This is a genomic window from Pseudogemmobacter sp. TB195, assembly GCF_058313095.1.
In genome coordinates this window covers 82,762-104,835 of the sequence record NZ_JBZEGG010000012.1, presented here as the reverse complement: position 1 = coordinate 104,835, position 22,074 = coordinate 82,762, and the positions used below count along the sequence as shown (strand labels likewise).

Genomic DNA, 22,074 nt, shown 5'->3' with positions numbered 1-22,074 from the left:
GGCCCGGTTTACCCCGGCCCCGCTTGTGCCTTAAATGAGACCGCGCCCGGATGGCGCCCGAGACGGAGCCCGAGATGACCGAGACCGCCGCAACCACTGAGCGCCCGGCAAAACCGCATCTGCCCGATGCCCAGACCGTCACCTCGGTGAGACACTGGACCGACCGGCTGTTTTCCTTCCGCGTCGCGCGGCCGCAATCGCTGCGGTTCCGTTCGGGCGAGTTTGTGATGATCGGGCTGATGGGCGAAAATGGCAAACCGCTTTTGCGCGCCTATTCCATCGCCTCGCCCGCCTGGGATGAAGAGCTTGAATTTTATTCGATCAAAGTGCCCGATGGCCCGCTGACCTCGAAACTGCAGCATGTGAAGCCGGGCGATCAGATCATTCTGCGCCCGAAACCCGTCGGCACCCTGGTCCATGACGCGCTGCTTCCGGGCAAGCGGCTCTGGTTTCTTGCCACCGGCACCGGTTTTGCGCCTTTTGCCTCGCTGCTGCGCGAGCCGGAGACCTGGGAGAAATATGACCAGGTCATCATGATGCATACCTGCCGCGAGAATGCCGAGCTGGATTATGGCCGCGCGCTGATCGAGGGGCTGAAGGAAGACCCGTTGATCGGCGAGCTGATCGGCGACAAGCTCCTTTACTACCCGACCACCACCCGCGAAGAGTCGCAATATAAGGGCCGGATCACCGATAACCTCGCCTCGGGCAAGGTCTTTGAGGATCTCGGCCTGCCGAAGATCAACCCGGAAGAAGACCGCGCGATGGTCTGTGGCTCGCTCGCGTTCAACGTCGATGTGAAGGCGACGCTGGAAAGCTTCGGGCTTGAGGAAGGCGCCAATTCCGACCCGAAACAATTCGTGGTCGAGAAGGCTTTTGTGGGCGACGGGATCTGACACCTCAGACAGGTTAAGATGCAAAGGCCGCAGGGATCCCACCTTGCGGCCTTCTGCATATCTGATCTCTGTCTCCGCTCTGAGCCCGGGCCTGCCAAATAAAAAAAACGGCTGCAGGATCGTCCCTGCAGCCGTTTTTCCTGTTTCACACCTTCGGCCTGAACCGGAATGGCCCTGCAATCACAGGCCGAGTGCAGTCCGGACCTGAGCCAGCACGCTTGCCACCAGAGCCGGGTTCGCTTTCGCGCTTTCGACTGCGGTTTTCAGAATACCCTTGCTCGCCGCATCCAGCGAGGACGCGTCGATCAGTGCATTCACCTTATCCGCATCGAAATTGGCCGGATCGAGTGCGGCATTCGCATCCGATGCCGGAGCAGCGGTGCCTTCGGGTGCGGCGGCGCCTTCCACGGCGGTTTCGGTTGTGGTGGTGGCGGATTCGACCGCTTCCGACACAGCTTCACCGGCCGAGGTTGCAGCATTGCCAGCGGCTTCTGCAGCATTTCCAACAGCGGTTGCGGCACCATCAACGGCCTCGCCCGCAGCAGTGGCGGCCGATTCCGCCGCGCCGGCGACAGCCGCACCGGCCTCGCCTGCCGCTTCGGTTGCAGCATTCCCGAGATCGGTGGCGGCTTCTTCGGTTGCAGCAGCAGTGGCAGCTGCGGCAGCAGCCGCCTCTTCTTCTGCTTTCTTCGCAGCTTCCTCAGCGAGCTTTGCATCTTCTGCGGCCTTGGCCGCAGCTTCGGCTTTCACCTTCTCTGCCGCTGCGGCTTGTTCCTGGGCCGGCTTATAACTGAACTGGTAGTAGCCACCCGCCGCCAGCAGGACGACGATGGCGCCGATGATTACGCTTCTGTTCATGATGAATCTCCCATTGCCGGAAAACAGCCCGGATTGCCCGGATATGGCAGGATCTGCCCGAATTGAAAAGTCTCAGCCCCGAACGCCAGTCAAAAAGGGAAGAATCCCGCTCAGCCCTGCGATCAGCGAATTTGCGCCCAACCGCCCGATCACGACCACCGCTCCGGACAACCGCAGCGTCTCGGAGCCCACAAAGCCGCAATCACGGCAGTTCTTTCTCAGGACAGCCCGCCGGCCCTGAATTCCCTGCTCCCGGGCGCTTGAAAGCCAGCGCCTTCGGGAGTAAGTTCGCGACCGGTTTTCACCTCAGAAGGAAATACTACCATAGGACGCAGACCCCATAACGCCCCGCCGCAACGTGAGACCGGCCCGCGCGTAAACGATCGTATCCGCGCGCCCGAAATCCGTCTGATCGGCGCAGATGGCGAAAATGTCGGTGTTGTCACTCCGGCGCGTGCCATGGCGCTGGCGGAAGAGGCCGGGCTCGACCTGGTCGAGATCTCGCCGAATGCCGTGCCGCCGGTCTGTAAGATCATGGATTTCGGCAAGTTCAAATACGAGACGCAAAAGCGCGAAGCCGAAGCCCGCAAGAAACAGAAGATCATCGAGATCAAGGAAATCAAGTTCCGTCCCGGTACGGATGAGCATGATTACCAGGTCAAGATGCGCTCGGTGCTGAAATTCCTTGAAGAAGGCGACAAGGTAAAGGTCACCCTGCGCTTCCGGGGCCGCGAAATGGCGCACCAGCAGCTTGGGCTTGAGCTTTTGAACCGCGTGTCGGCTGATGTCGGCGATGCCGGCAAAGTCGAGAGCATGCCAAAGCTTGAAGGCCGCCAGATGGTGATGATGATCGGGCCGAGATAACCTGCGCCTGATATCCTGATATGTAAAAGCCCCGCTTTGGCGGGGTTTTGCATATCTGCGAGGCGGATCCCCTTGCAATCTCTCCGGCCTCATCTCCCGCGCCTGATCGCACAAAAGACGGCGCTGCCCCGTCTTGTACCGGCCCCCCCAAAAGGCATCCGCCGTCAGCCAGAGATGGCCCGATCAGGTGTTAAGCGGCACCCTGCCCCTTTCCCTTGCGCTTTGCATTGGCTAAATCCCCTGCAGCAAAAGGGGACGCGCGATGGCAATGGAAAAGACCTTCAACGCTCAGGAAGCCGAGGCCCGGATCATGGATCTGTGGATCGACCAGAAGGTCGGCCGCGCCGGAGCCAATGCCAAACCCGGAAAGCCTGCCTTTTCCGTCGTCATCCCGCCGCCGAATGTCACCGGCAGCCTGCATATGGGCCATGCCTTCAACAATACCTTGCAGGACGTGCTGGTGCGCTGGCACCGGATGCGCGGATTTGACACGCTCTGGCAGCCCGGCACCGACCATGCCGGTATCGCGACCCAGATGGTGGTCGAGCGGGAACTGGCCAAGACCAACCGCCGGCGCTCGGATTTTTCGCGCCCGGAGTTTCTGGGTCTCGTCTGGGAGCAGAAGAAGAAGTCGCGCAGCAATATCATTGGCCAGCTGATGCGCCTTGGCGCCACCTGCGACTGGGACCGCGAGGCCTTTACCATGTCCGGCGCCCCCGGCGCGCCCGAGGGTGAGGATGGCAATTTCCATGATGCCGTAATCAAGGTCTTTGTCGATCTTTATAACAAGGGCCTGATCTATCGCGGCAAGCGGCTGGTGAACTGGGATCCCCATTTCGAAACCGCGATCTCTGATCTCGAAGTCGAGCAGACCGAGGTCGACGGCCATATGTGGCATTTCAAATATCCGCTCGCCGGCGGCGAGACCTATCTTTACGAGGAGAAAAACGAAGACGGGAACGTCACCTTCTCGGAAACCCGCGACTATATCTCGATTGCGACCACCCGGCCCGAGACGATGCTCGGCGATGGCGCGGTGGCGGTGCATCCCTCTGACAGCCGCTATGCTCCGATTGTCGGCAAGCTGTGCGAGATCCCGGTCGGTCCGCGCGCGCAGCGCCGTCTGGTGCCGATCATCACCGATATGTACCCGGATCCCACATTCGGCTCGGGCGCGGTGAAGATCACCGGCGCGCATGATTTCAACGATTACGGCGTCGCGCAGCGCAATGGCATCCCGCTTTACCGGCTGATGGATACCCGCGCCCGGATGCGCGAGGACGGGTTGCCCTATGAGGAAAGCTGCGCAAACGCCAAAGCGATCCTTGATGGCGCGAGTTACACCGAGGCCGATGTCGACCGCATCAACCTGGTGCCCGACCATCTGCGCGGCCTCGACCGCTACGAGGCCCGCAAACTGGTGGTGGCCGAGATCAATGATGAAGGCCTCGCCGTCACGAAGCTGGTGAAGTCGATCGACAAAGAGACCAATGCCGAGCATCTGGAACGGGTGCCGGTGGTCGAGAATAAAAAGATCATGCAGCCCTTCGGTGACCGCTCCAAGGTGGTGATCGAGCCGATGCTGACCGATCAGTGGTTCGTCGAGACCTCGAAAATCGTCGGCCCGGCGCTGGATGCCGTGCGCAATGGCGAGACCACGATCCTGCCCGAGCGCGATGCGAAAGTGTATTTCCACTGGCTGGAAAATATCGAACCCTGGTGCATCTCGCGTCAGCTGTGGTGGGGGCATCAGATCCCGGTCTGGTATGGTCTCGATCTGCGCCCCGCGGGGTTCAAGGACGATCAGGGCGACAATGCGCTGGATGAGGTGGAGCTGTTCCGCTTCCTCTTTGACGGCGGGTTCAATGCCCAGGATCCGGTCTATTTCTGCGCCCCTTCGATTGAAGAGGTGACGGGCCAGTTCCAGGACGCTCTGGCACCGCTGCCAATGCCGCTGAACCATGCCCGCATCATCGAGGTCGAAAACCGCGAGGCGGCCGAGGCCGCTTTGTCGGCGGCGCTGGCGGAATATAACCTGAGCCAGGACCCGACAAAGCTGGTCTATCCGGTCTGGCGCGATGCCGATGTGCTGGACACCTGGTTCTCCTCGGGGCTCTGGCCGATCGGGACGCTGGGCTGGCCCGAGCAGACGCCGGAACTCGCGCGCTATTTCCCGACGAGCGTCCTGGTCACCGGCTTTGACATCATCTTCTTCTGGGTCGCCCGGATGATGATGATGCAACTGGCCGTGGTCGATCAGGTGCCGTTCAAAACCGTTTATGTTCATGCCCTTGTCCGCGACGAGAAGGGCAAGAAGATGTCGAAGTCGCTGGGCAATGTGCTGGATCCGCTGGATCTGATCGCCGATTACGGCGCCGATGCGGTGCGCTTCACCCTGGCTGCAATGGCGGCGATGGGGCGCGATCTGAAGCTCTCGAAGGACCGCATCGCGGGCTATCGCAATTTCGGCACCAAGCTCTGGAATGCCTGCCGCTTCGCCGAGATGAACGGTGTCTGGGAAGGTCATGCGACCAAGTCTGAGCCGCCGGTTGCGACCGCCACCGCCAATAAATGGATCATCGGCGAGACTGCGAAAGCGCTGGCCGAAGTTGATCTCGCGCTGGCCGAGTTCCGCTTTGATCAGGCGGCAGACGCGCTTTATAAATTCGTCTGGGGCAAGGTCTGCGACTGGTATGTCGAATTCGCAAAACCGCTCTTTGACGGTGACGCCGCCGCAGAGACCCGCGCGACCATGGCCTGGGTGCTTGACCAGTGCATGATCCTCTTGCATCCGTTCACGCCTTTCATCACCGAAGAGCTCTGGGCAACGACCGGCACGCGCGAGAAGCTGCTGGTTCATACCGACTGGCCGGAATATGGCCCGGCCCTGATCGACCAGGCGGCGGATGCCGAGATGTCGTTCGTCACCGGGCTGATCGACGAGATCCGTTCGGCCCGCGCGCAATGCCATGTGCCGGCGGGGCTGAAAATCGACATCGTCGCGACCGACCTCGCGGGTGCGGCGCGTGAAGCCTGGAGCCGCAATGAGGCGCTGATCCGCCGCATGGCACGGATCGAGGGTTTCAGCGAGGGGTCTGCTCCGAAGGGCTCGATCCTGGTGGCTGCGGGCGGTGCCGGTTTCGCGATCCCGCTGGAAGGGCTGATCGACATTGCCGAAGAAAAGGCGCGACTGACGAAGACGCTGGAGAAGCTCGGGAAAGAGATCGGCGGGCTGAAGGGCCGGCTCGACAACCCCAAATTCGCAGCCTCGGCGCCGGAAGAGGTGGTGGATGAGGCCCGCGCCAATCTGGAAGCGCGCGAGGACGAGCGCGCCAGGGTCGAGACCGCGTTGAAACGGCTGTCTGAACTGGCCTGACCTCAGCTATTTCAGCAATGCGCGCGCCTGAAAACAGGCGCGCGCTTTAGGTTTAGCACAAGCCGCCGGTGCCGCGCAGGTCAATATGATGGCTAAAGCATAGGACCAGCCGCACCTCAGGCAAAGCGGAGAAACTTGTCTTTCCTGCTGCACGCCATGCGCCGGTCCGCCCGCAGGCATATCCCGACAGCGCTGCCCCTTAGGGCGATACGCCTTGCCGGAACATGCGGTCAAGCCGATCCATCCCTTCCACGCCGTGAGAACTGGTTTCCTCCGACCCCGAGGACCAGATCCTGTAACGGGCAGAGAATGTGGCCTCGATCTGCGCGCCTCGCCTCCGCAGCGCAATCGCACCAGTCCAGGCCAGCAGATGCTGGTCGATCAGCGGGCAATCGGGCGGTGGATGTTCCGCCCGCGCGTTGAGGATCACGAGGTCATAGCTGGCACAGGCCGCCGCAAGCTGTGAAAGCCCGGCCTTCCCGCTCAGAGCCACACCCTTTCGGCCCGCGAAGCCGAAGACTTTCGCCGTGACCGGACCGGTGAAGCCCGGGCGCAGCGCGGCAGTCTTCTGCGATGCGAGATCCCCGTCACTTTCCAGCCAGTTGCCTGCCGAAAAGCCCCCGCCTGTGGCCGTCGACAGCGCCCTGCCCTCTGGCCCCATCACGCCCACCAGCCGCCCGTCAGCAGAGATCAGCAGCCCCGGCCGGTCCGCCAGCGGCCAGAGCATGATCCCCAAAGCGATCAGCCCGCCCCCGGCGAGCCGTGCCCTTCCCGGCCAGGCGATCAGCCAGAGCCCGCCCCAGCTGATGACCGGCAGCGCCAGCCAATGCGGTGCCGCGATCGCTGTCACTGAGCCTTCCAGCCCGGCAACCCAGGCAGCAACCCAGAGGATCCATTCCGAGGCCTTGCCCATGACCCAGAGCGGCAGAGCCTCCAGCCCGACCGGCGCCAGCAGGAAGGCCAGAACCCCCATCGGCATGATGGCGATGCCCATGGCCGGTGTGGTCAGGATATTGGCCATGAGCCCGTAATCGGCAAAGCGGTTGAAATGCGCCGCCGCATAGGGCGCGGTGGCGAAACCGCCGATCACCGAGCTCATGACCACTGTGATCGGCACAATCTGCCAGCGGGCAAGGCGGCCCCGTTGCAACCAGCAATCCATCACCTGAAACCCGGCAATCAGCGAGATGGTCGCCGCCATCGACATCTGGAAACCGGGCGCGAGCAGGCTTTCGGGTTTCAGCGCCAGAAGTACCGCGCCGGCAATCGCGGCACTCCGGATCGTCATCGCCCTGCGGTTCATCAAAATCGCCATAAGCATCACCAAGGTCATGACAAAGGCACGCTCGGTTGCGACATTGGCGCCGGAGAGCTGCAGATAGAACCAGGCGACAAAGATCGAGACCAGGGCCGCAATCTTCTTCGCGTTCACCCGCAGCGCGAGCCAGGGGAAACAGGCGATCCCCCCCCGCAACAGCGCGAAAACAAAGGCCGTCAGGCAAACGAGGTTCATCCCCGAAATCGCAAGGATATGCGCGAGTGAGGAATCGCGCAGATCCTCGACCGTCTTCTGGCTGATGCCCGAGCGGTCGCCGGTCATCGCGCCTGCGGCAAAGGCCCCCGCCTCGCCCGGAATATGACCGCGGATGCCACTGGAAAACCAGGCGCGGAGCCGGCCGATCCATTCCGCTCCGTCGCGCGGCGGCTCCAGCAACAGGACCGGGGTCTGGCTGTAACCAACCGCGCCGAGGCCCTGAAAAAACGCCATGCGGCGGAAGTCAAAGCCGCCGGGCTCTGCCGCATCCTGAGCGGCCGAGAGATGCCCGGTCAGGATCACCGTTTCGCCGGCGGCGGGACTATGGCCATAGGCGTTTCCGTGCAGCGCAACCCGCACGCGATGCGGCACCCGCGCGGAATCGGTGCGCTCCAGCACAACCTGGTCCAGCGTGATCCTGACCGCATCCGAGGCGGAAGTGTCGATCTCGACCACCCGCCCCTCGACCGGGCCGTAATAGCGGAAATCAAGCATCGGGGCGGCGATCATATGCGCGCGCAGCCCCGCCGCCAGCAAGCCAAGAGACAGCGCCAGCACGGCGCCTCCGATGCTGCGAAAGGGAAAAGGCGCAAGCTGGGCCGCGACTGCCGCCAGAACCGCCAGAGCGACAAGCGCGCCATAGACCAGCGCTCCCGGCTCGGTTTCCAGAGCGAACCACAGCCCGATACCGCTGCCAAAAAGGATCACCGCCAGCGGCAGAAGATGGCCGCGCGCGTCCTCAAGCGCGATCAGCGGCCCGATCAGCGCCCGGATCAGCCCCCGGATCAGCCCCCGGCAGCATCTGGCGAGGTGACGCCAGAGCTGACGTGACAACGCAGCCGGATGATCCGCCCCCCCGGACACCGCCTCGCCTGCGCCTGTGGCGGCAATGCTGTCAGCCACCTTGCCCTTCCCCCTCGACCGCGCATAAATGCAGCGCAACTGCGCCTGACTTTGCCGCAGTCACCGATCTTCCTCCGGGAAAGCAGTCAACCGCTCCCCGACCCGCCAGAAATGCCCGCCATATAACAGCCAGCCAGCGCGGCGATCTTCCTCCGCTATGGTTTCCGAAAGGTTAACACCCGCCATGTCCACCCCCGTCGTCACCCGTTTCGCGCCTTCGCCGACCGGCTATCTCCATATCGGCGGCGCGCGCACGGCGCTGTTCAACTGGCTTTACGCGCGCGGGCGGCGCGGCAGGTTCCTCCTCAGGATCGAGGATACCGACCGGGAACGGTCGACCCCCGAGGCAACGGCGGCGATCCTGCAGGGGCTGACCTGGCTCGGCCTTGACTGGGATGGCGATGTGGTCAGCCAGTTCGAACAGAAGGACCGCCATGCCGAGGTCGCGCGCGAGATGCTGGCGCGCGGCACGGCCTATAAATGCTTCTCGACGCCCGAAGAAATCGCCGCCTTCAAAGAGGCGGAAAAGGCGCGCGGCGTGAGCTATCCGGTGTTCGTCTCGCCCTGGCGCGATGCCGATCCGGCCAGTTTCCCCGATGCGCCCTATGCCATCCGTATGAAGGCACCGCGCGACGGCGAGACCGTGATCCGCGATCAGGTTCAGGGGGATGTGGTGATCCGAAATGACACGCTCGACGACATGATCGTGTTACGCTCTGACGCTACGCCGACCTATATGCTGGCGGTGGTGGTGGATGATCATGATATGGGCGTGACCCATGTGATCCGGGGGGATGACCACCTCGTCAATGCTGCACGTCAGCAGATGGTCTATGACGCGATGGGCTGGGCGGTGCCGGTCTGGTCGCATATCCCGCTGATCCACGGGCCGGATGGCAAGAAGCTCTCGAAACGCCATGGCGCGACCGGGCTCGAGGAATACCAGGCCATGGGCTACCCGGCCTCTGGCATGCGCAATTACCTGACCCGGCTGGGCTGGGCCAATGGCGACATGGAGATTTTCACCAGCCAGGAAGCGATGGAGGTTTTCGATCTGAAAGGCATCGGAAAAGCCCCGGCGCGGCTGGATTTTAAGAAACTGGAAAACACCTGCGGCCATCATATCGCGATGGAGGAGGATGCCGCACTGCTGCATGAAATTGAGGCATATCTGGCGGCGGCGGGGAAGCCTGCATTGACGCAGACCCAGTCTGAGCTGCTGCACAAAGCGATGTACTGCGTGAAAGACCGCGCGAAGACTTTCCCGGAACTTATTGAAAAGGCGCATTTTGTGATGGTATCGCGCCCGATCGTTCCTGATGAGAAAGCCGCGGCCAGCCTTGAGGCGGTATCCCGTGGTATACTGAATTCATTGACGCCGCAGCTGCAAAATGCTAGCTGGACGAAGAAAGCGCTTGAGACCATGCTCAACGCGGTGGCGGCTGAAAACGGCATCGGATTCGGCAAGCTTGCTGCACCGCTGCGGGCTGCACTGGCGGGGCGGGCCGCGACGCCTTCAGTCTTTGACATGATGCTGGTCATCGGTCGCGACGAAACTATCGCCAGGCTCTCGGACGCCGCAGTCTGATCTGCGACGCCCCCCGGGCCAGGTGTACGCTCCGCAAGGAGCAGGGAAGAAGCCACGAAACCGCCGCGCTTACGCGGGCGGTTTGCCACACGGGGAACCTGGGAAAATGTCTGACAGAAAAGCGACACTGACGCTCGACGGCAAGGAGTTCGACCTGCCGGTTATGAAACCGGTGCTTGGCCCCGACGTGCTGGATATCCGCAAGCTCTATGGGCAGGCTGATGTCTTTACCTATGACCCCGGCTTCACCTCGACCGCATCCTGCGAAAGCGCGATCACCTATATCGACGGCGATCTGGGCGAGCTTCTGTATCGCGGCTATCCGATTGAACAGCTGGCCGAGAAATCCAGCCATCTCGAGACCTGTTTCCTGCTGATGTATGGCGAGCTGCCGACCGCGGCGCAGCTGGCCGACTTCAATACCCGCGTGACCCGTCACACGATGGTTCACGAGCAAATGATGAATTTTTTCCGTGGCTTCCGCCGCGATGCTCATCCGATGGCGACCATGGTGGGTGTGGTTGGCGCGATGTCCGCCTTCTATCATGACAGCCTTGATATCACCGATGAATGGCACCGCGAGGTCGCCTCGATCCGGATGATCGCAAAGCTGCCGACCATTGCGGCGATGGCCTATAAATATTCGGTCGGCCAGCCCTTCGTCTATCCGAAGAATTCGCTCAGCTATGCCGGCAATTTCCTGCATATGTGCTTCTCGGTTCCGGCCGAGGATTATGTCGTTAATCCGGTCCTCGAAAAGGCCATGGACCGCATCATGATGCTCCATGCCGATCATGAGCAGAACGCCTCGACCTCGACCGTGCGTCTGGCCGGCTCTTCGGGCGCCAACCCCTTTGCCTGTATCGCGGCCGGCATCGCCTGCCTCTGGGGGCCGGCCCATGGCGGCGCCAACCAGGCCTGTCTCGAGATGCTGAAAGAAATCGGCACTGTCGAGCGGATCCCGGAATTCATCGCCAAAGCGAAAGACAAGAATTCCGGCTTCCGGCTGATGGGCTTTGGCCACCGGGTCTATAAGAACTTCGACCCGCGGGCCAAGGTGATGAAAGAATCGGCGGACGAGGTGCTCGAGCTTCTGGGCGTCCATAACAACCCGCTGCTGCAGGTCGCGAAAGAGCTGGAGCGCATCGCGCTGGAAGACGAATATTTCGTCTCGAAGAAACTCTATCCTAATGTCGATTTTTATTCGGGCATCATCCTCGAAGCGATGGGTTTCCCGACCTCGATGTTCACCCCGATCTTCGCGATCTCGCGCACGGTCGGCTGGATCTCGCAGTGGAAAGAGATGATCTCCGACCCGACCGGCAAGATCGGTCGCCCGCGCCAGCTCTATGTCGGCCCGCAGAAACGCGACTATACCGAGTTGCGCTCGCGCTGATCGGTCAACACGTTGCGGAAAGGCGGCTCCTGTGCGGGCCGCCTTTTGCATTGGCCAATGTAGACAGAAGGGGGGTCAGCACCCCTCGGCTCTGCCGAGCCTCTCCCCCCGGGATATTTATGGACAGATGAAATGGCCCTCGTCTTTGGCTTTTCATCTGTCCTCAAATATCCCCGCCGGAGGCATCCCGCCAAAGGCGGGACAGGCCCTTGCCGGTCAGCGGATTTGGCGTCAGGTAAGAGGAGCGCTGCAAGAAAGCCAAATCCGTGCCGCAAAGACTGATCCTGATCGACCTCGCCCGCAGCCTTGCGCTTTTATGCATGGTTATATTTCATTTCACCTGGGATCTGGGCATGTTCGGCCTGATCCCGCCCGGCACCGCCTTTACCGGCTTTTTCTGGTATTTCGCGCGTCTTACTGCCGGGAGTTTCATTTTCCTTGCCGGTGTCGGGCTTTACATGTCGCATGCGCCGGCGATCCGCTGGCCTGCCTTCTTCCGCCGTCTTGTAAAGATCGGCGCAGCGGCGGCTCTGGTTTCGGTCGCGAGTTATTTCGCGATGCCGGAGGTCTGGATCTTTTACGGCATCCTGCATTCCATCGCGGTTTCCTCAATCCTCGGACTGTTTTTCCTGCGCCTGCCAGCGGTCGCCCTGCTTGCCATCGCGGCCCTGGTCTTTGCCCTGCCCTGGTATTGGTCGCATCCGGCGCTCGGCGGAATGCTGGTCTGGACGGGGCTCTCCGGCGAGGTACCCGTCACCGCCGATTTCGAGCCGCTGTTTCCCTGGTTCGCGCCCTTCCTCGCCGGTATGGCCACGGCGCGGATATTCGGGGATCTGGATCTGTGGCAGCGGCTGTCCCTGCCGCCCTCGCGGGTGCTGAACTGGCTGGCCTGGCCTGGCCGCCATTCGCTCGCGATCTATCTGATCCATCAGCCCTTGCTGATCGGAGCGCTGGCCTCACTGGTCTGGCTGATCTCGGTCGTCAGCTGATCCCCCCTTGCCGCGCCAGATGCCAGCGCAGCCGTTCCGTCTCCGGCACGCTTTCATGCAGCCGCTCGCTGGGATCGCGCCCGATCACACGTCGCCTGCGATAGAGAAAGGCTGCGCCAAGGCCGCGCCAGGTGCCGACCATCGGCGCGGCGGGGTCACAGGGAAACCGCTTGCGCCAGCCCTCTGGCAACTCTAGCCCCGCCTGGGCCGCGCGGTCCAGCATCCAGACCAGCGGGATATTCGACAAAGGCCGCGCTGCGGCAAAAGCCCCCAGATGGCCGCCGATATCGCCATGTGCGCCGCGAAACCAGACCTGTTCGATATGGGTGCCACCGCCCGGATTGCTTTGCCAGAGCACCGGCTCGAAGACCACGCGTGTCTCGTCCAGCGCCAGCGCCTGGAGCGCGAAATCCAGGTCCTCTACCGGATGCGGGTCGTGGAAGGCATAGCGCCCCTCGGTCAGCATCCACAAAAGCGGAAAGCGCAGGCCAAGCGCCTTGACCGTCTCCCAGACGCCGATCATCCGGATCGGCGCCCGCGCATGGCAGGAGGCCTGGCGGAAGGCCTTGAGACCGTCGTCATTGCCGCGCCGCTGATACCAGCGCCAGGCGAGGTGCAGATTGCGCTCGGTCGCTGCCTCATGACGCAAAAGCCCCACTTTCGCGATCACCCCGGCCAGGCTGCGCACTGCGAATGCGCCGCGCGAATAGCCGAAGAGGAAGATCCGGTCGCCCTCGCGGTAATGGCTGGCGAGATGACCATAGGCGCGCAGGATCTGTTCCTCGAGCCCCCGCCCCTCGATGACATCCATGATGCGCTTCCAGCCGCGCCAGGGAATACCCTCATCATAATAAAGCGACCGACCCGCCTGCGCCTTGCCGGTCGAGAGGAGCAGAAAGACCCTTCCGGCATTGGTGCGTTCGCCCTGGCGCAGCGAGGCCATGGTGCCGTCAAGGATCACCACATGATCCACCCGGCGGCGCGCAAGGCCCGGGACTGCGGGGCTCGCAGGCTCCACCTCGGCGCGCGGGCGCGGCCGGAAAAAGCGCGAGACGAAAGCGCGCAGGCCTATGATACTGTCCTTTCCGGGCAATCCCTTGCGGGCGGCCCTGCCGGGCCAATGTCCTGGAAAAGACTAGCCCCGCCGCAGGTTTTGTCCAGCGGCGGGGCGTGCAGAAGGTACGGAAATCACGTCAGATTGTCAGCGAAGGCTCAGATCGCAAGGGACAGGACAGTCGCCATCTGCAATTCGCCAAAACCGTTGAAACGGCTGTTCGTCACCACCGAATACGACCCCATGCCATGCAGCACGACGAAATCGCCTTCCTCGGCATCAACCGGGAAAGCCATCTCGCCCGGCAGACGGTCAACCGAATCGCAGGTCGGGCCAAAGGTGATGCGCGGGCTCGGATCTCCCTTCCGCAGCACCCCTTCCGGCGAGATCACCTGAAGCCGGTCGATCATACCGATCTGCGGCATTTCATTCAGCGAGCCATAGACCCCGTCATTGAGGAAGACATGGGCATCGTCACGGATCGCCTTGATGCGGGCGACCAGGGTGAAAGCATCACCGCAAAGCGCGCGGCCTGGCTCGCAGACAAGCGCGGGACGGCCCTCGCCGAACGCCTCATCGGCGGTGCGGCCGATGGCCGCGAAGATCGCGTCATAGTCGGGCATCACTGCCGAAAGGCGATGATTCGGGAAACCACCGCCGACATTGAGACGCGCGATCTTCACACCGGCCTCGGACGCAATTTCAGCCGCTGTGCGGATATAGGTCGCCCAGGCTTCCGGATCGGTGCATTGGGTGCCCGGGTGGAAGGTCAGCGAGGGGATATAACCCGCCCCGGCCACGGTTTTCAGCAGGTCCACCGCCAGCTCGGCCGTCGCGCCGAATTTCGCGCCGAAATTATAGGCGGCACCGCCGACCGGAAGTTTGAACCGGACCGAGATTTCGCAGCCATCCGCCGGCACCAGCGCGATCAGCTTGGCCAGTTCAGAGCGCGAATCGACGCTGTAGCTTTTGACGTTTTTGGCGACCGCATGCGCGATCTCGGCGCGCGAGCGGACCGGATTGTGATAATGGATCGCCGCATCCGGCACGAGATCGCGGATCAGGTCGATTTCAAAAGGCGAGGCACAGTCAAACCCGCGGATCCCGGCAGCCGCCAGGTTCTCGACCATCTCTTCGCCCGGGTTCGATTTCACCGCATAGGTGACCAGCCCGGGGAAACCCTGGAGAAAGCGGCGCGCGGCGGCCTGGGCCACGCTGGGCGCGAAAAAAAGGACCGGGTTTTCAGGCTGATGCAGCCGGATGAATTCGGTCGGATTGTTGAAGATTGTCCGTGAAAGTCCCATCGGCGTTTCCCTTTCAGCCAACAAGACGCTTCGCCCTTCCCCTGCATTCCGGGTCGGGCACCTGCGTGGTTTAAAGAAACCAGGCCAGGTGCGTATGAGCCGCCCTTTTCCTGCCAGAAGGATGCTGCATATGTGTGACAATCTCACCGAACAAAACTATAGAAATGACTGAAATCATCGTTATTATGACGATACCGGGAGACAAACTGCATGGATGACCTCGACAGAAGCCTGATCGGCCTTCTCAGCGCCGATGCGCGGATCTCGGTGGCGACACTGGCGCGGCGTCTGAAAGTGGCGCGTTCGACGATCCAGGCCAGGCTTGAGCGGCTGGAAAACACAGGAATCATAGCAGGTTACACGCTGAAACTGGGCGAGGCCGCACGCGAAGGGCGGCTGCGGGCTTCGGTGCTGGTGACGATCGAGCCGCGCGGTCAGGCCGCGATTCTGACCCGGCTGAAATCGATCCATGAGGTCGAGAAGGTCTATACGACATCGGGCCGGTTCGATCTTTTGCTGCAGATCTCCTGCCCCAATACGCAGATCCTCGATCAGGTGCTGGATCAGATCGGCGCGATGACAGGGGTGAAAAGCTCGGAAAGCCTGATCCACCTCTCGACCCGCATCGACCGGGCGGTGTAAGGCGGGCGCTGAACCAGGGGGCCTGTCATGCTGTCATATCAACACGCTTTTCACGCCGGCAACCTGGCAGATGTGCAAAAACACGCGCTGCTGGCCTGGGTGCTGGATTACATGGTGCAAAAGGACAAGCCGGTTTCCTATATCGAGACCCATGCCGGGCGCGGCCTCTACCGGCTCTCCGGCCCCGAAGCGCTGAAAACCGGCGAGGCCGCGCAGGGGATCGGGCGGCTGGCGGATGCCTTCCCCGAAGGCCACCCCTATCCCGAGCGGCTGGAAGAAACCCGTGCGATGTTCGGCGCCGATGCCTATCCCGGCTCGCCCCTGATCGCGGCGCTTGGGCTGCGCGAGACCGACAAGCTGCATCTGGCGGAACTGCACCCGCAGGAGAATGCAGGCCTGGTCGAGGTGCTCGGCTCCTGGGGGGCGCATATCCGCAAGGAAGACGGGTTTGACTTCGCGCAGTCCCTGACGCCGCCGACGCCGCGGCGCGGGCTGATGCTGGTCGATCCGCCCTATGAGGTGAAATCCGACTACGACCATATCCCTAAATTCTTCGCGCAAGTCTCGCGGAAATGGAATGTGGGGGTCCTGATGCTCTGGTATCCGATCCTGCGCGACGCGCCGCATGTGCCGATGCTCAGGACGCTGGCGGCACAGTTCCCCGAGGCCCTGCGCCACGAGCTGCGCTTTCCCCCCGCCCGCGAAGGCCATCGGATGATCGGCACCGGCATGTTCATCGTGAACCCGCCTTTCGGAATCGAAACCGAGACCGCGCGCCTTGACGGCATCTTCTCCGACCTGGGCTGAACGCGCAGAGGGGGCCAGCCCCCTCGCGGCTTTGCCGCTTACCCCCGGGATATTTAAGGACAGAAAATGAGAGGCAGTGCTATTTTTCTGTCTCTTAAATATCCCCGCCGGAGGCTCCCAAATCAGTCACGCCTGTGAGGCGGCGGTGCTGGCGCAGGCCCGGTCTTCGCGCTAGTCTCTTGCTATGATCCAGAACCTCTTGCGCCATTTGCTGGCCCCCGCCCCCGAGCCCCTGAAAGATACCGATGCGCGGCTGGCGCTGGCGGCGCTGCTGGTACGGCTGGCGCGCAGCGACGGATTATATGCCATTGAAGAGGTCGAGCGCATCGACCGGATCCTGATGACCCGCTACGAGCTGGATGCTTTCGCCGCAGCCGCGCTGAGGACCGAGGCCGAGGCGGTGGAGGCCGAGGCGCCGGACACGGTCCGTTTCACGCGCGCGCTCAAGGCCGCCACCTCGCCCGAAGAACGCGGCGAGCTGATGCAGGCGCTTTGGTCGGTGGCCCTGGCCGATGGCAGCCGCGATCCGGATGAGGACCGGCTCTTGCGCATGGTCTCGAGCCTGTTTGGCCTTTCCGATGTCGAAAGCGCCGAAGCGCGGCAGCGGGCGGAGCGCAGCCTGTGATTGCCGCGCTAGGCATGTATGATACCGGGCGGACCGAAGGCGCGAATGACCGGCTCTGGGCGCTGATCCGCGACGGGCTGCGCGCGCGCGGGATTGCCGCGCCAGAGGCGCTGACGCGCGGGGACGGCGCTTATATGGCCGGCTGGCTTTCCCCCGATCTCGTGCTGGCGCAATGTTGCGGCTATCCGTTTCGGGCGCGGCTTACAGGCCGGGTGACGCTGATCGGCGCAGGAGATCACCGCCTGGCAGGAACCCCTGCCGGGCAGTATCATTCGGTTCTGGTCGCCCGGGACGATGACCCGCGCACGGATTTCACCGATTTCGACGGTGCGGCTTTTGCCTGGAATGAAGATCTCTCACAATCAGGCTGGGCGGCGCCGGCGCATCATGCGGCACGGTCCGGCATCAGGCTTGCCCCGGCCTGGCGCAGCGGCGGCCACCGCGCCTCGGCCCGGGGGGTGCGCGCCGGAAAAGCCGATCTCGCGGCGCTTGATGCCGTGACCTGGGCGATCATGTGCGAGGATGGCAGCGGCGACGCGACCGGGCTGAAAGAGATCGGCCGCACCGGGGCCACCCCAGCCTTACCCTTCATCGCAGGGAAGGATCTCGACCAGGAGAAGGTTTTTGCGGCGCTTGACGCCGCGATCCGGGGCCTGACGGATGAGGACCGTGCGGTTTTGCATCTCTACGGTCTTGTCACCGTCCGTGAGGCGGATTACCTCGCGGTGCCCGATCCCGGCCCGCCCGTCCCTACAGCCTGATCCGATCTTCCGATCAGACAGATTGCTGCAGATCAGACGGCGAATTGCCGGAACGCGGGCGCAGGATGCTGCAAAACCACGTTGCAAACCGCGCAGATCTGCGTCCTACTGACGGGATTATACCTGCGACCAGTCACAGGGGCGACCCGACAAAAAGACGGGCGCGGGCGAAAAGTACAACAGGGGAAGATATCAGGTTTATGGCAGAGGTGCCCGTAATCGAGATCCGGGGGCTGCATAAGTCCTATGGCCCGCTCGAAGTGCTCAAAGGTGTCGATCTTGTCGCGCCGCGTGGTCATGTGATCTCGCTGATCGGCTCTTCGGGTTCGGGGAAATCCACGCTGTTGCGTTGTTGCAATCTGCTGGAAGACAGCCAGCAGGGTGATGTGAAATTTGAAGGCGAAGCCGTGCGCTGGAAGGGCGAAGGTCTGCGCCGCCACCCGGCCGACCGCGCCCAGGTCACCCGCATCCGCACCAATCTTTCGATGGTCTTCCAGCAGTTCAACCTCTGGGCCCATATGACGATTCTCCAGAATGTCATGGAGGCGCCGGTCACGGTGATGAAGCGCGACCCGGCCGAGGTCGAGGCGAAAGCGCGCGAATATCTCGCCAAGGTGGGCATTGCCGACAAGGCCGATGCCTGGCCGGCGCAGCTTTCGGGCGGCCAGCAGCAGCGTGCCGCCATCGCCCGCGCCCTGTGCATGGAGCCGCGCGCGCTTTTGTTCGACGAGCCAACCTCGGCGCTTGACCCCGAACTGGAGCAGGAGGTCATCAAGGTGATCCGGGCGCTGGCCGATGAGGGCCGCACCATGATCCTCGTGACCCATGACATGAAGCTTGCCGCCGATTGCTCGGATCATGTGATCTTCCTTCACCAGGGGCGGATCGAAGAAGAAGGTGCCCCGTCGCAACTTTTCGGCCAGCCAAAATCGGAACGCCTGCGCGGCTTCCTTTCGGCCACGATGGTCTGACCGGGCCATGTCCTGCATCGCCACCATCTCTGCCATCACCGCCAGCATCTGGCTCGCCTCGACCGGCGAGGACCGGGTGCTGGTGATCGGCACCGAAGACACGTTTCCGCCCTATATCCTGCGCGATGATGCGGGGGCGCTTTCGGGCTTTGATTACGAGGTGATGGCCGAGATCTGCAACCGGACGCATCATGACTGCCAATGGGAGGTCGCGCAATTCGGCGACCTGATCCCGGGCGTCGCCGAGGGGCGGTTCGATGTGGTGCTGGGCGGCATGGCGATCACGCCGGAGCGCCGCGCGGTGGTGGATATGTCGATCCCCTATACCTTTGGCAATTCTCTGGAATGGTTTGTCGGCTATGCCGCAGCGCCGCCGCCAGACGCGGCCCGGATCGCGGTCGAGGCGGGAACCATGCATGAAACATGGCTGCGCAAAGAAAAGCTGGATTACCGGTCTTATACATCAGAGCCGGCGGTGCTGAATGCCGTGGCCAAGGGCGCGGCTGACCTGGCGCTTGGGCCCTTTTCAGGCCGCACCGATCTTGAGACGCTGATCGCCGGTCAGGGCCTGGAATATGTCTACAGCCAGGAGATCCCCGATGAGGGCACCGGCATCGCCATGTGCAAAGGGAATGCGCTCAAGGCCGAAATCGACAGCGCCATCGCCGCTATGGAAGCCGATGGCACGCTCGACTCTCTTCACGACACCTGGTTCTGACCCCGGAACCGGCATAAAACCCAGAAAAGCAACCTTCGGGAGATGACAATGAAGAAACTGCTGCTTGCGACCGCCCTCACCGCGCTTGGCGCCGGTGTAGCTGCTGCCGATCCGGTGCGGATCGCCACCGAGGGCGCCTATGAGCCCTATAACCTCATCAATGACAAGGGCGAGCTGGACGGGTTCGAGATCGTGCTTGGCAATGAGCTGTGCAAGCGCGCCGGGCTGGAATGTATCTTCGTCAAGAATGACTGGGATTCGATCATCCCGAACCTGCAATCGGGCAATTACGATGCCATCATGGCCGGCATGTCGATCACCGACGAGCGCCGCGAGAAGATCGCCTTTTCGGAAAACTACACCCAGCCCGCGCCTTCGTCCTATGCAGCAATGTCGCCTGACACGCCGATCGACAGCGGTGTGATCGCGGCGCAGACCGGCACCATCCAGGCGGCGCATGTGGCGGCTTCGGGCGCCAAGCTCCTTGAATTCGCAACGCCCGACGAGACCATTGCCGCAGTGCGCAATGGTCAGGCAGCTGCGGTCATGGCCGATGAAGATTATCTTCTGTCGCAAATCGGCGACGGGCTGGAGATCATCGGCGATGATGTGCTGCTTGGCGACGGCATCGGCATCGGGCTGCGTAAATCCGACACCGAGCTGAAGGCAAAATTCGACGCGGCTATTCAGTCGATGAAGGCTGATGGCTCGCTCAACAAACTGACGGATGAGTGGTTCGACGGCAATTACACGCCGTTCTGATCCGGGCCTCGCCCGCGTGATCTCCGGGGGGCTGCGGCCTTCCGGACCCGCGCGGGCATCCCTTTCGCGCCTTGCGCCTGGTCGCCCAGACCGGGGCAAGGTGCCCCTCCTCACCCGTCTGCCACTGGTCAGCCGCATTGTGAATGCCCTGACCGGAGCCGCCGCGCCAGGGCAAGCCCATGTTCGAATTCTGTGCCGATCCGAAGACCATCGAAGGGCTGAGCTGGCTTTCCTGCTATCTCACCACGCCCAAACATATGGAGTTCTATTTCTCCTTCCTGACGGTGATGGCGCTCTTGCTGGTGACCGCCCCGGCAGCGCTTGCCTTTGGCTTTGGCGGTGCCATGGCGGCGCGGTCGCATATCGCGCCCATCCGGTGGCTCGGCAAGATCTACACCGCCATGGTGCGAGGTGTGCCCGATATCGTCTTTTTCCTGTTCTTCGTGATCGCGCTGGATCAGGGGATCGAATGGCTGATGCATCAGGTCCGGTGCCCGGACTGGTCTGAACCCATCCGTCAGGGGCTTGAATTCCGCGTCTGCCCGGCGGCGAAAGTGCCGCCCAATAACGCGTCGCTCTTTGTACATCAGTCCTATGCCTTCCTGCTGGCCGTTCTGACATTTGCCATTGTTTTCGGCGCCTTCGCGGCCAATGTTCTGAAAGGTGCGATGGATGCCGTGCCGCGCGCCCAGATCGAAACCGCCGAGGCCTATGGCCTCTCGCCGCGCCAGACCTTCCGCCGCATTCTGGTGCCGCAGATGTGGACCTATGCCCTGCCCGGCCTGTCAAACCTCTGGCTGATCCTGATCAAGGCGACACCCTTGCTGTTCCTTCTGGGGATCCAGGACATCGTCTATTGGGCACGCGAGCTGGGCGGGTCGAAATCCGCGCGGTTCGATTATCCGCATGGTGACTGGCGGCTTTATTACTTCCTTGGGCTGCTGGTCTTCTACCTCGCGCTGACCCGTGTCTCCGAGATCGGCCTCGGCCGCCTTACCCGCCGCCTTTCGCATGGCCAGGCCACCCGCGCCGGCGAAACCCTCAGGAAGGATGCGGCATGACCTGCTGGGATACCGTTCAGGCCTATTGGCTGCGCTCGCTGGGCTTTGGCGAAAATGCACTGCCCATCACCAATATCTCGCTTTGCGATCAGTTCGTGCTGATCGGATCGGGGATGCTCTGGAACCTCTATTTCGGCCTGCTGGCGCTGTCCCTCGGCTTTGTTTTCGCCGTCGGCCTCGCCATGGCCAAGGCCTCGCGCCATAAATGGATCCGCAAGCCCGCCGGGTGGTATATCTTCATCTTTCGCGGCTCGCCGCTCTTCATCCAGTTCTTCCTCGTGTATTTCTTCATCACCACCGTGCTGCGCGGCTCGGTCGATGTATTTGGGCTCTTCACCCTCCCGACTGCCTGGCTGGCCAATGCCTGGGCCGGGGCGGCCCTCACCCTTTTCCTCAACACCTCCGCCTATAGTGCCGAGATCTTCTACGGCGCGCTGATGACCGTGCCGAAAGGCGATCTCGAGGCCGCCGATGCCTATGGTATTACCGGTCGCGACCGGTTTTTCCGCATCGAATGGCCGACCATGCTGCGGCTCGGCTGGCCCGCCTATACCAATGAGGCGATCTTTCTGTTCCACGCCACGACGCTGGTGTTCTTCTCGGGTTTCCCGGCGTTTCAGCAACGCGGCGACGCGCTCTATTACGCGAATTACTTCGCCGACAAGACCTTCAACCCCTTTGTCCCCTATCCGATCGTTGCCTTTTATTTCATCATCCTGACGCTCACGCTGATCGGGATCTTCGGCCTGGTGAACAGCCGGCTGAACCGTCACCTGCCCTCGCATCAGAAGAAAAGAATTCGCTTGCGTCCTCAGCTGATCCGCTAGTATCCTATATTTGATCAAATTATCCGGGCACCCGCCCGGACCCGCTCAACCACAGCGTTTCAATCGGGGCCATATGCCCGGCGGGAGAGGCGATCAAACCAAGGGAAGGACCAGGGCATGGTCCGGCTCCTTGCGCAT

The 22,074-nt window shown here is 62.4% G+C and carries 19 protein-coding genes; 15 read left to right on the top strand and 4 right to left on the bottom strand.

Annotation, left to right across the window (positions count from 1 at the left end; genetic code table 11):
• Window positions 1-74 precede the first annotated feature (74 nt).
• On the top strand, window positions 75-896 hold the full coding sequence (locus AC4FS3_RS13785) for a ferredoxin--NADP reductase (protein ID WP_491021043.1): 822 nt from the start codon (window positions 75-77) through the stop codon (window positions 894-896).
• A gap of 180 nt (window positions 897-1,076) precedes the next feature.
• Here AC4FS3_RS13785 and AC4FS3_RS13780 read toward each other — a convergent pair whose 3' ends face one another.
• Complete coding sequence (locus tag AC4FS3_RS13780; protein WP_283177814.1) at window positions 1,077-1,754, bottom strand: hypothetical protein; 678 nt, start codon at window positions 1,752-1,754, stop codon at window positions 1,077-1,079.
• A 324-nt stretch (window positions 1,755-2,078) separates the two neighbouring features.
• Here AC4FS3_RS13780 and infC point away from each other — a divergent pair, with 324 nt between their 5' ends.
• Both infC and AC4FS3_RS13770 read left to right on the top strand, forming a co-directional pair.
• Window positions 2,079-2,618, top strand: coding sequence for a translation initiation factor IF-3 (gene infC / locus AC4FS3_RS13775; RefSeq protein WP_198836417.1), 540 nt, complete (start codon window positions 2,079-2,081; stop codon window positions 2,616-2,618).
• 262 nt (window positions 2,619-2,880) lie between these two features.
• Window positions 2,881-5,994, top strand: coding sequence for a valine--tRNA ligase (locus tag AC4FS3_RS13770; protein ID WP_491021042.1), 3,114 nt, complete (start codon window positions 2,881-2,883; stop codon window positions 5,992-5,994).
• Window positions 5,995-6,193: 199 nt separating this feature from the next.
• Here AC4FS3_RS13770 and AC4FS3_RS13765 read toward each other — a convergent pair whose 3' ends face one another.
• Window positions 6,194-8,431 (bottom strand): ComEC/Rec2 family competence protein, encoded by a 2,238-nt coding sequence (locus AC4FS3_RS13765; protein WP_491021041.1) that lies wholly within the window; start codon window positions 8,429-8,431, stop codon window positions 6,194-6,196.
• A gap of 184 nt (window positions 8,432-8,615) precedes the next feature.
• On the opposite strand from AC4FS3_RS13765, the gene gltX reads away from it, so the two are divergent.
• The 3 genes from gltX to AC4FS3_RS13750 all read left to right on the top strand — a co-directional run bounded on the left by gltX (window position 8,616) and on the right by AC4FS3_RS13750 (window position 12,404).
• Window positions 8,616-10,019 carry a glutamate--tRNA ligase gene (gltX, locus tag AC4FS3_RS13760; RefSeq protein WP_491021040.1) on the top strand — a complete coding sequence of 468 codons (1,404 nt, stop codon included), beginning with the start codon at window positions 8,616-8,618 and terminating at the stop codon, window positions 10,017-10,019.
• Between the two features lie 106 nt (window positions 10,020-10,125).
• Window positions 10,126-11,415 carry a citrate synthase gene (locus AC4FS3_RS13755; RefSeq protein ID WP_283177809.1) on the top strand — a complete coding sequence of 430 codons (1,290 nt, stop codon included), beginning with the start codon at window positions 10,126-10,128 and terminating at the stop codon, window positions 11,413-11,415.
• Window positions 11,416-11,681: 266 nt separating this feature from the next.
• Complete coding sequence (locus AC4FS3_RS13750; RefSeq protein ID WP_491021039.1) at window positions 11,682-12,404, top strand: heparan-alpha-glucosaminide N-acetyltransferase; 723 nt, start codon at window positions 11,682-11,684, stop codon at window positions 12,402-12,404.
• On the opposite strand, the gene AC4FS3_RS13745 is transcribed toward AC4FS3_RS13750, so the two are convergent.
• Together AC4FS3_RS13745 and AC4FS3_RS13740 are read right to left on the bottom strand one after the other, a co-directional pair.
• Window positions 12,397-13,476, bottom strand: coding sequence for a T6SS phospholipase effector Tle1-like catalytic domain-containing protein (locus tag AC4FS3_RS13745; protein WP_491021106.1), 1,080 nt, complete (start codon window positions 13,474-13,476; stop codon window positions 12,397-12,399). The two genes, AC4FS3_RS13750 and AC4FS3_RS13745, sit on opposite strands and share 8 nt — an antisense overlap.
• 140 nt (window positions 13,477-13,616) lie before the next feature.
• Window positions 13,617-14,762, bottom strand: coding sequence for a type III PLP-dependent enzyme (locus tag AC4FS3_RS13740; protein ID WP_491021038.1), 1,146 nt, complete (start codon window positions 14,760-14,762; stop codon window positions 13,617-13,619).
• Between the two features lie 210 nt (window positions 14,763-14,972).
• Here AC4FS3_RS13740 and AC4FS3_RS13735 point away from each other — a divergent pair, with 210 nt between their 5' ends.
• From AC4FS3_RS13735 to AC4FS3_RS13695, 9 genes are all read left to right on the top strand, one after another.
• Window positions 14,973-15,404, top strand: a complete 432-nt coding sequence (locus AC4FS3_RS13735) for an Lrp/AsnC family transcriptional regulator (RefSeq protein WP_092897328.1) — start codon at window positions 14,973-14,975, stop codon at window positions 15,402-15,404.
• A 27-nt stretch (window positions 15,405-15,431) separates the two neighbouring features.
• Complete coding sequence (locus tag AC4FS3_RS13730; RefSeq protein WP_491021037.1) at window positions 15,432-16,211, top strand: 23S rRNA (adenine(2030)-N(6))-methyltransferase RlmJ; 780 nt, start codon at window positions 15,432-15,434, stop codon at window positions 16,209-16,211.
• A gap of 184 nt (window positions 16,212-16,395) precedes the next feature.
• Complete coding sequence (locus tag AC4FS3_RS13725) at window positions 16,396-16,836, top strand: tellurite resistance TerB family protein (protein ID WP_491021036.1); 441 nt, start codon at window positions 16,396-16,398, stop codon at window positions 16,834-16,836.
• Window positions 16,833-17,597 carry a phosphate/phosphite/phosphonate ABC transporter substrate-binding protein gene (locus AC4FS3_RS13720; RefSeq protein ID WP_491021035.1) on the top strand — a complete coding sequence of 255 codons (765 nt, stop codon included), beginning with the start codon at window positions 16,833-16,835 and terminating at the stop codon, window positions 17,595-17,597. Before AC4FS3_RS13725 ends, AC4FS3_RS13720 begins: the two co-directional genes overlap by 4 nt.
• A gap of 200 nt (window positions 17,598-17,797) precedes the next feature.
• Window positions 17,798-18,568 (top strand): ABC transporter ATP-binding protein, encoded by a 771-nt coding sequence (locus AC4FS3_RS13715; protein ID WP_198836343.1) that lies wholly within the window; start codon window positions 17,798-17,800, stop codon window positions 18,566-18,568.
• A gap of 7 nt (window positions 18,569-18,575) precedes the next feature.
• Window positions 18,576-19,286, top strand: coding sequence for a substrate-binding periplasmic protein (locus AC4FS3_RS13710; protein ID WP_491021034.1), 711 nt, complete (start codon window positions 18,576-18,578; stop codon window positions 19,284-19,286).
• A 48-nt stretch (window positions 19,287-19,334) separates the two neighbouring features.
• Window positions 19,335-20,048 (top strand): transporter substrate-binding domain-containing protein, encoded by a 714-nt coding sequence (locus AC4FS3_RS13705; RefSeq protein WP_491021033.1) that lies wholly within the window; start codon window positions 19,335-19,337, stop codon window positions 20,046-20,048.
• Window positions 20,049-20,227: 179 nt separating this feature from the next.
• Window positions 20,228-21,109 (top strand): ABC transporter permease, encoded by an 882-nt coding sequence (locus tag AC4FS3_RS13700; protein ID WP_198836346.1) that lies wholly within the window; start codon window positions 20,228-20,230, stop codon window positions 21,107-21,109.
• The gene (locus AC4FS3_RS13695; protein WP_491021032.1) at window positions 21,106-21,936 is read left to right on the top strand and encodes an ABC transporter permease; all 831 of its coding nucleotides are present in this window, start codon (window positions 21,106-21,108) and stop codon (window positions 21,934-21,936) included. The genes AC4FS3_RS13700 and AC4FS3_RS13695 overlap by 4 nt, the downstream gene beginning before the upstream one ends.
• Window positions 21,937-22,074: the final 138 nt, after the last annotated feature.

Bases quoted from the DNA above. Each gene is read 5' to 3' on its own strand.
- AC4FS3_RS13710 (WP_491021034.1), top strand. From the start codon at position 18,576: ATGTCCTGCATCGCCACCATCTCTGCCATCACCGCCAGCATCTGGCTC.
- AC4FS3_RS13700 (WP_198836346.1), top strand. From the start codon at position 20,228: ATGTTCGAATTCTGTGCCGATCCGAAGACCATCGAAGGGCTGAGCTGG.
- AC4FS3_RS13735 (WP_092897328.1), top strand. From the start codon at position 14,973: ATGGATGACCTCGACAGAAGCCTGATCGGCCTTCTCAGCGCCGATGCG.
- AC4FS3_RS13780 (WP_283177814.1), bottom strand. From the start codon at position 1,754: ATGAACAGAAGCGTAATCATCGGCGCCATCGTCGTCCTGCTGGCGGCG.
- AC4FS3_RS13705 (WP_491021033.1), top strand. From the start codon at position 19,335: ATGAAGAAACTGCTGCTTGCGACCGCCCTCACCGCGCTTGGCGCCGGT.
- AC4FS3_RS13695 (WP_491021032.1), top strand. From the start codon at position 21,106: ATGACCTGCTGGGATACCGTTCAGGCCTATTGGCTGCGCTCGCTGGGC.
- AC4FS3_RS13785 (WP_491021043.1), top strand. From the start codon at position 75: ATGACCGAGACCGCCGCAACCACTGAGCGCCCGGCAAAACCGCATCTG.
- AC4FS3_RS13715 (WP_198836343.1), top strand. From the start codon at position 17,798: ATGGCAGAGGTGCCCGTAATCGAGATCCGGGGGCTGCATAAGTCCTAT.
- AC4FS3_RS13725 (WP_491021036.1), top strand. From the start codon at position 16,396: ATGATCCAGAACCTCTTGCGCCATTTGCTGGCCCCCGCCCCCGAGCCC.
- AC4FS3_RS13770 (WP_491021042.1), top strand. From the start codon at position 2,881: ATGGCAATGGAAAAGACCTTCAACGCTCAGGAAGCCGAGGCCCGGATC.
- AC4FS3_RS13730 (WP_491021037.1), top strand. From the start codon at position 15,432: ATGCTGTCATATCAACACGCTTTTCACGCCGGCAACCTGGCAGATGTG.
- AC4FS3_RS13755 (WP_283177809.1), top strand. From the start codon at position 10,126: ATGTCTGACAGAAAAGCGACACTGACGCTCGACGGCAAGGAGTTCGAC.
- gltX (WP_491021040.1), top strand. From the start codon at position 8,616: ATGTCCACCCCCGTCGTCACCCGTTTCGCGCCTTCGCCGACCGGCTAT.
- AC4FS3_RS13740 (WP_491021038.1), bottom strand. From the start codon at position 14,762: ATGGGACTTTCACGGACAATCTTCAACAATCCGACCGAATTCATCCGG.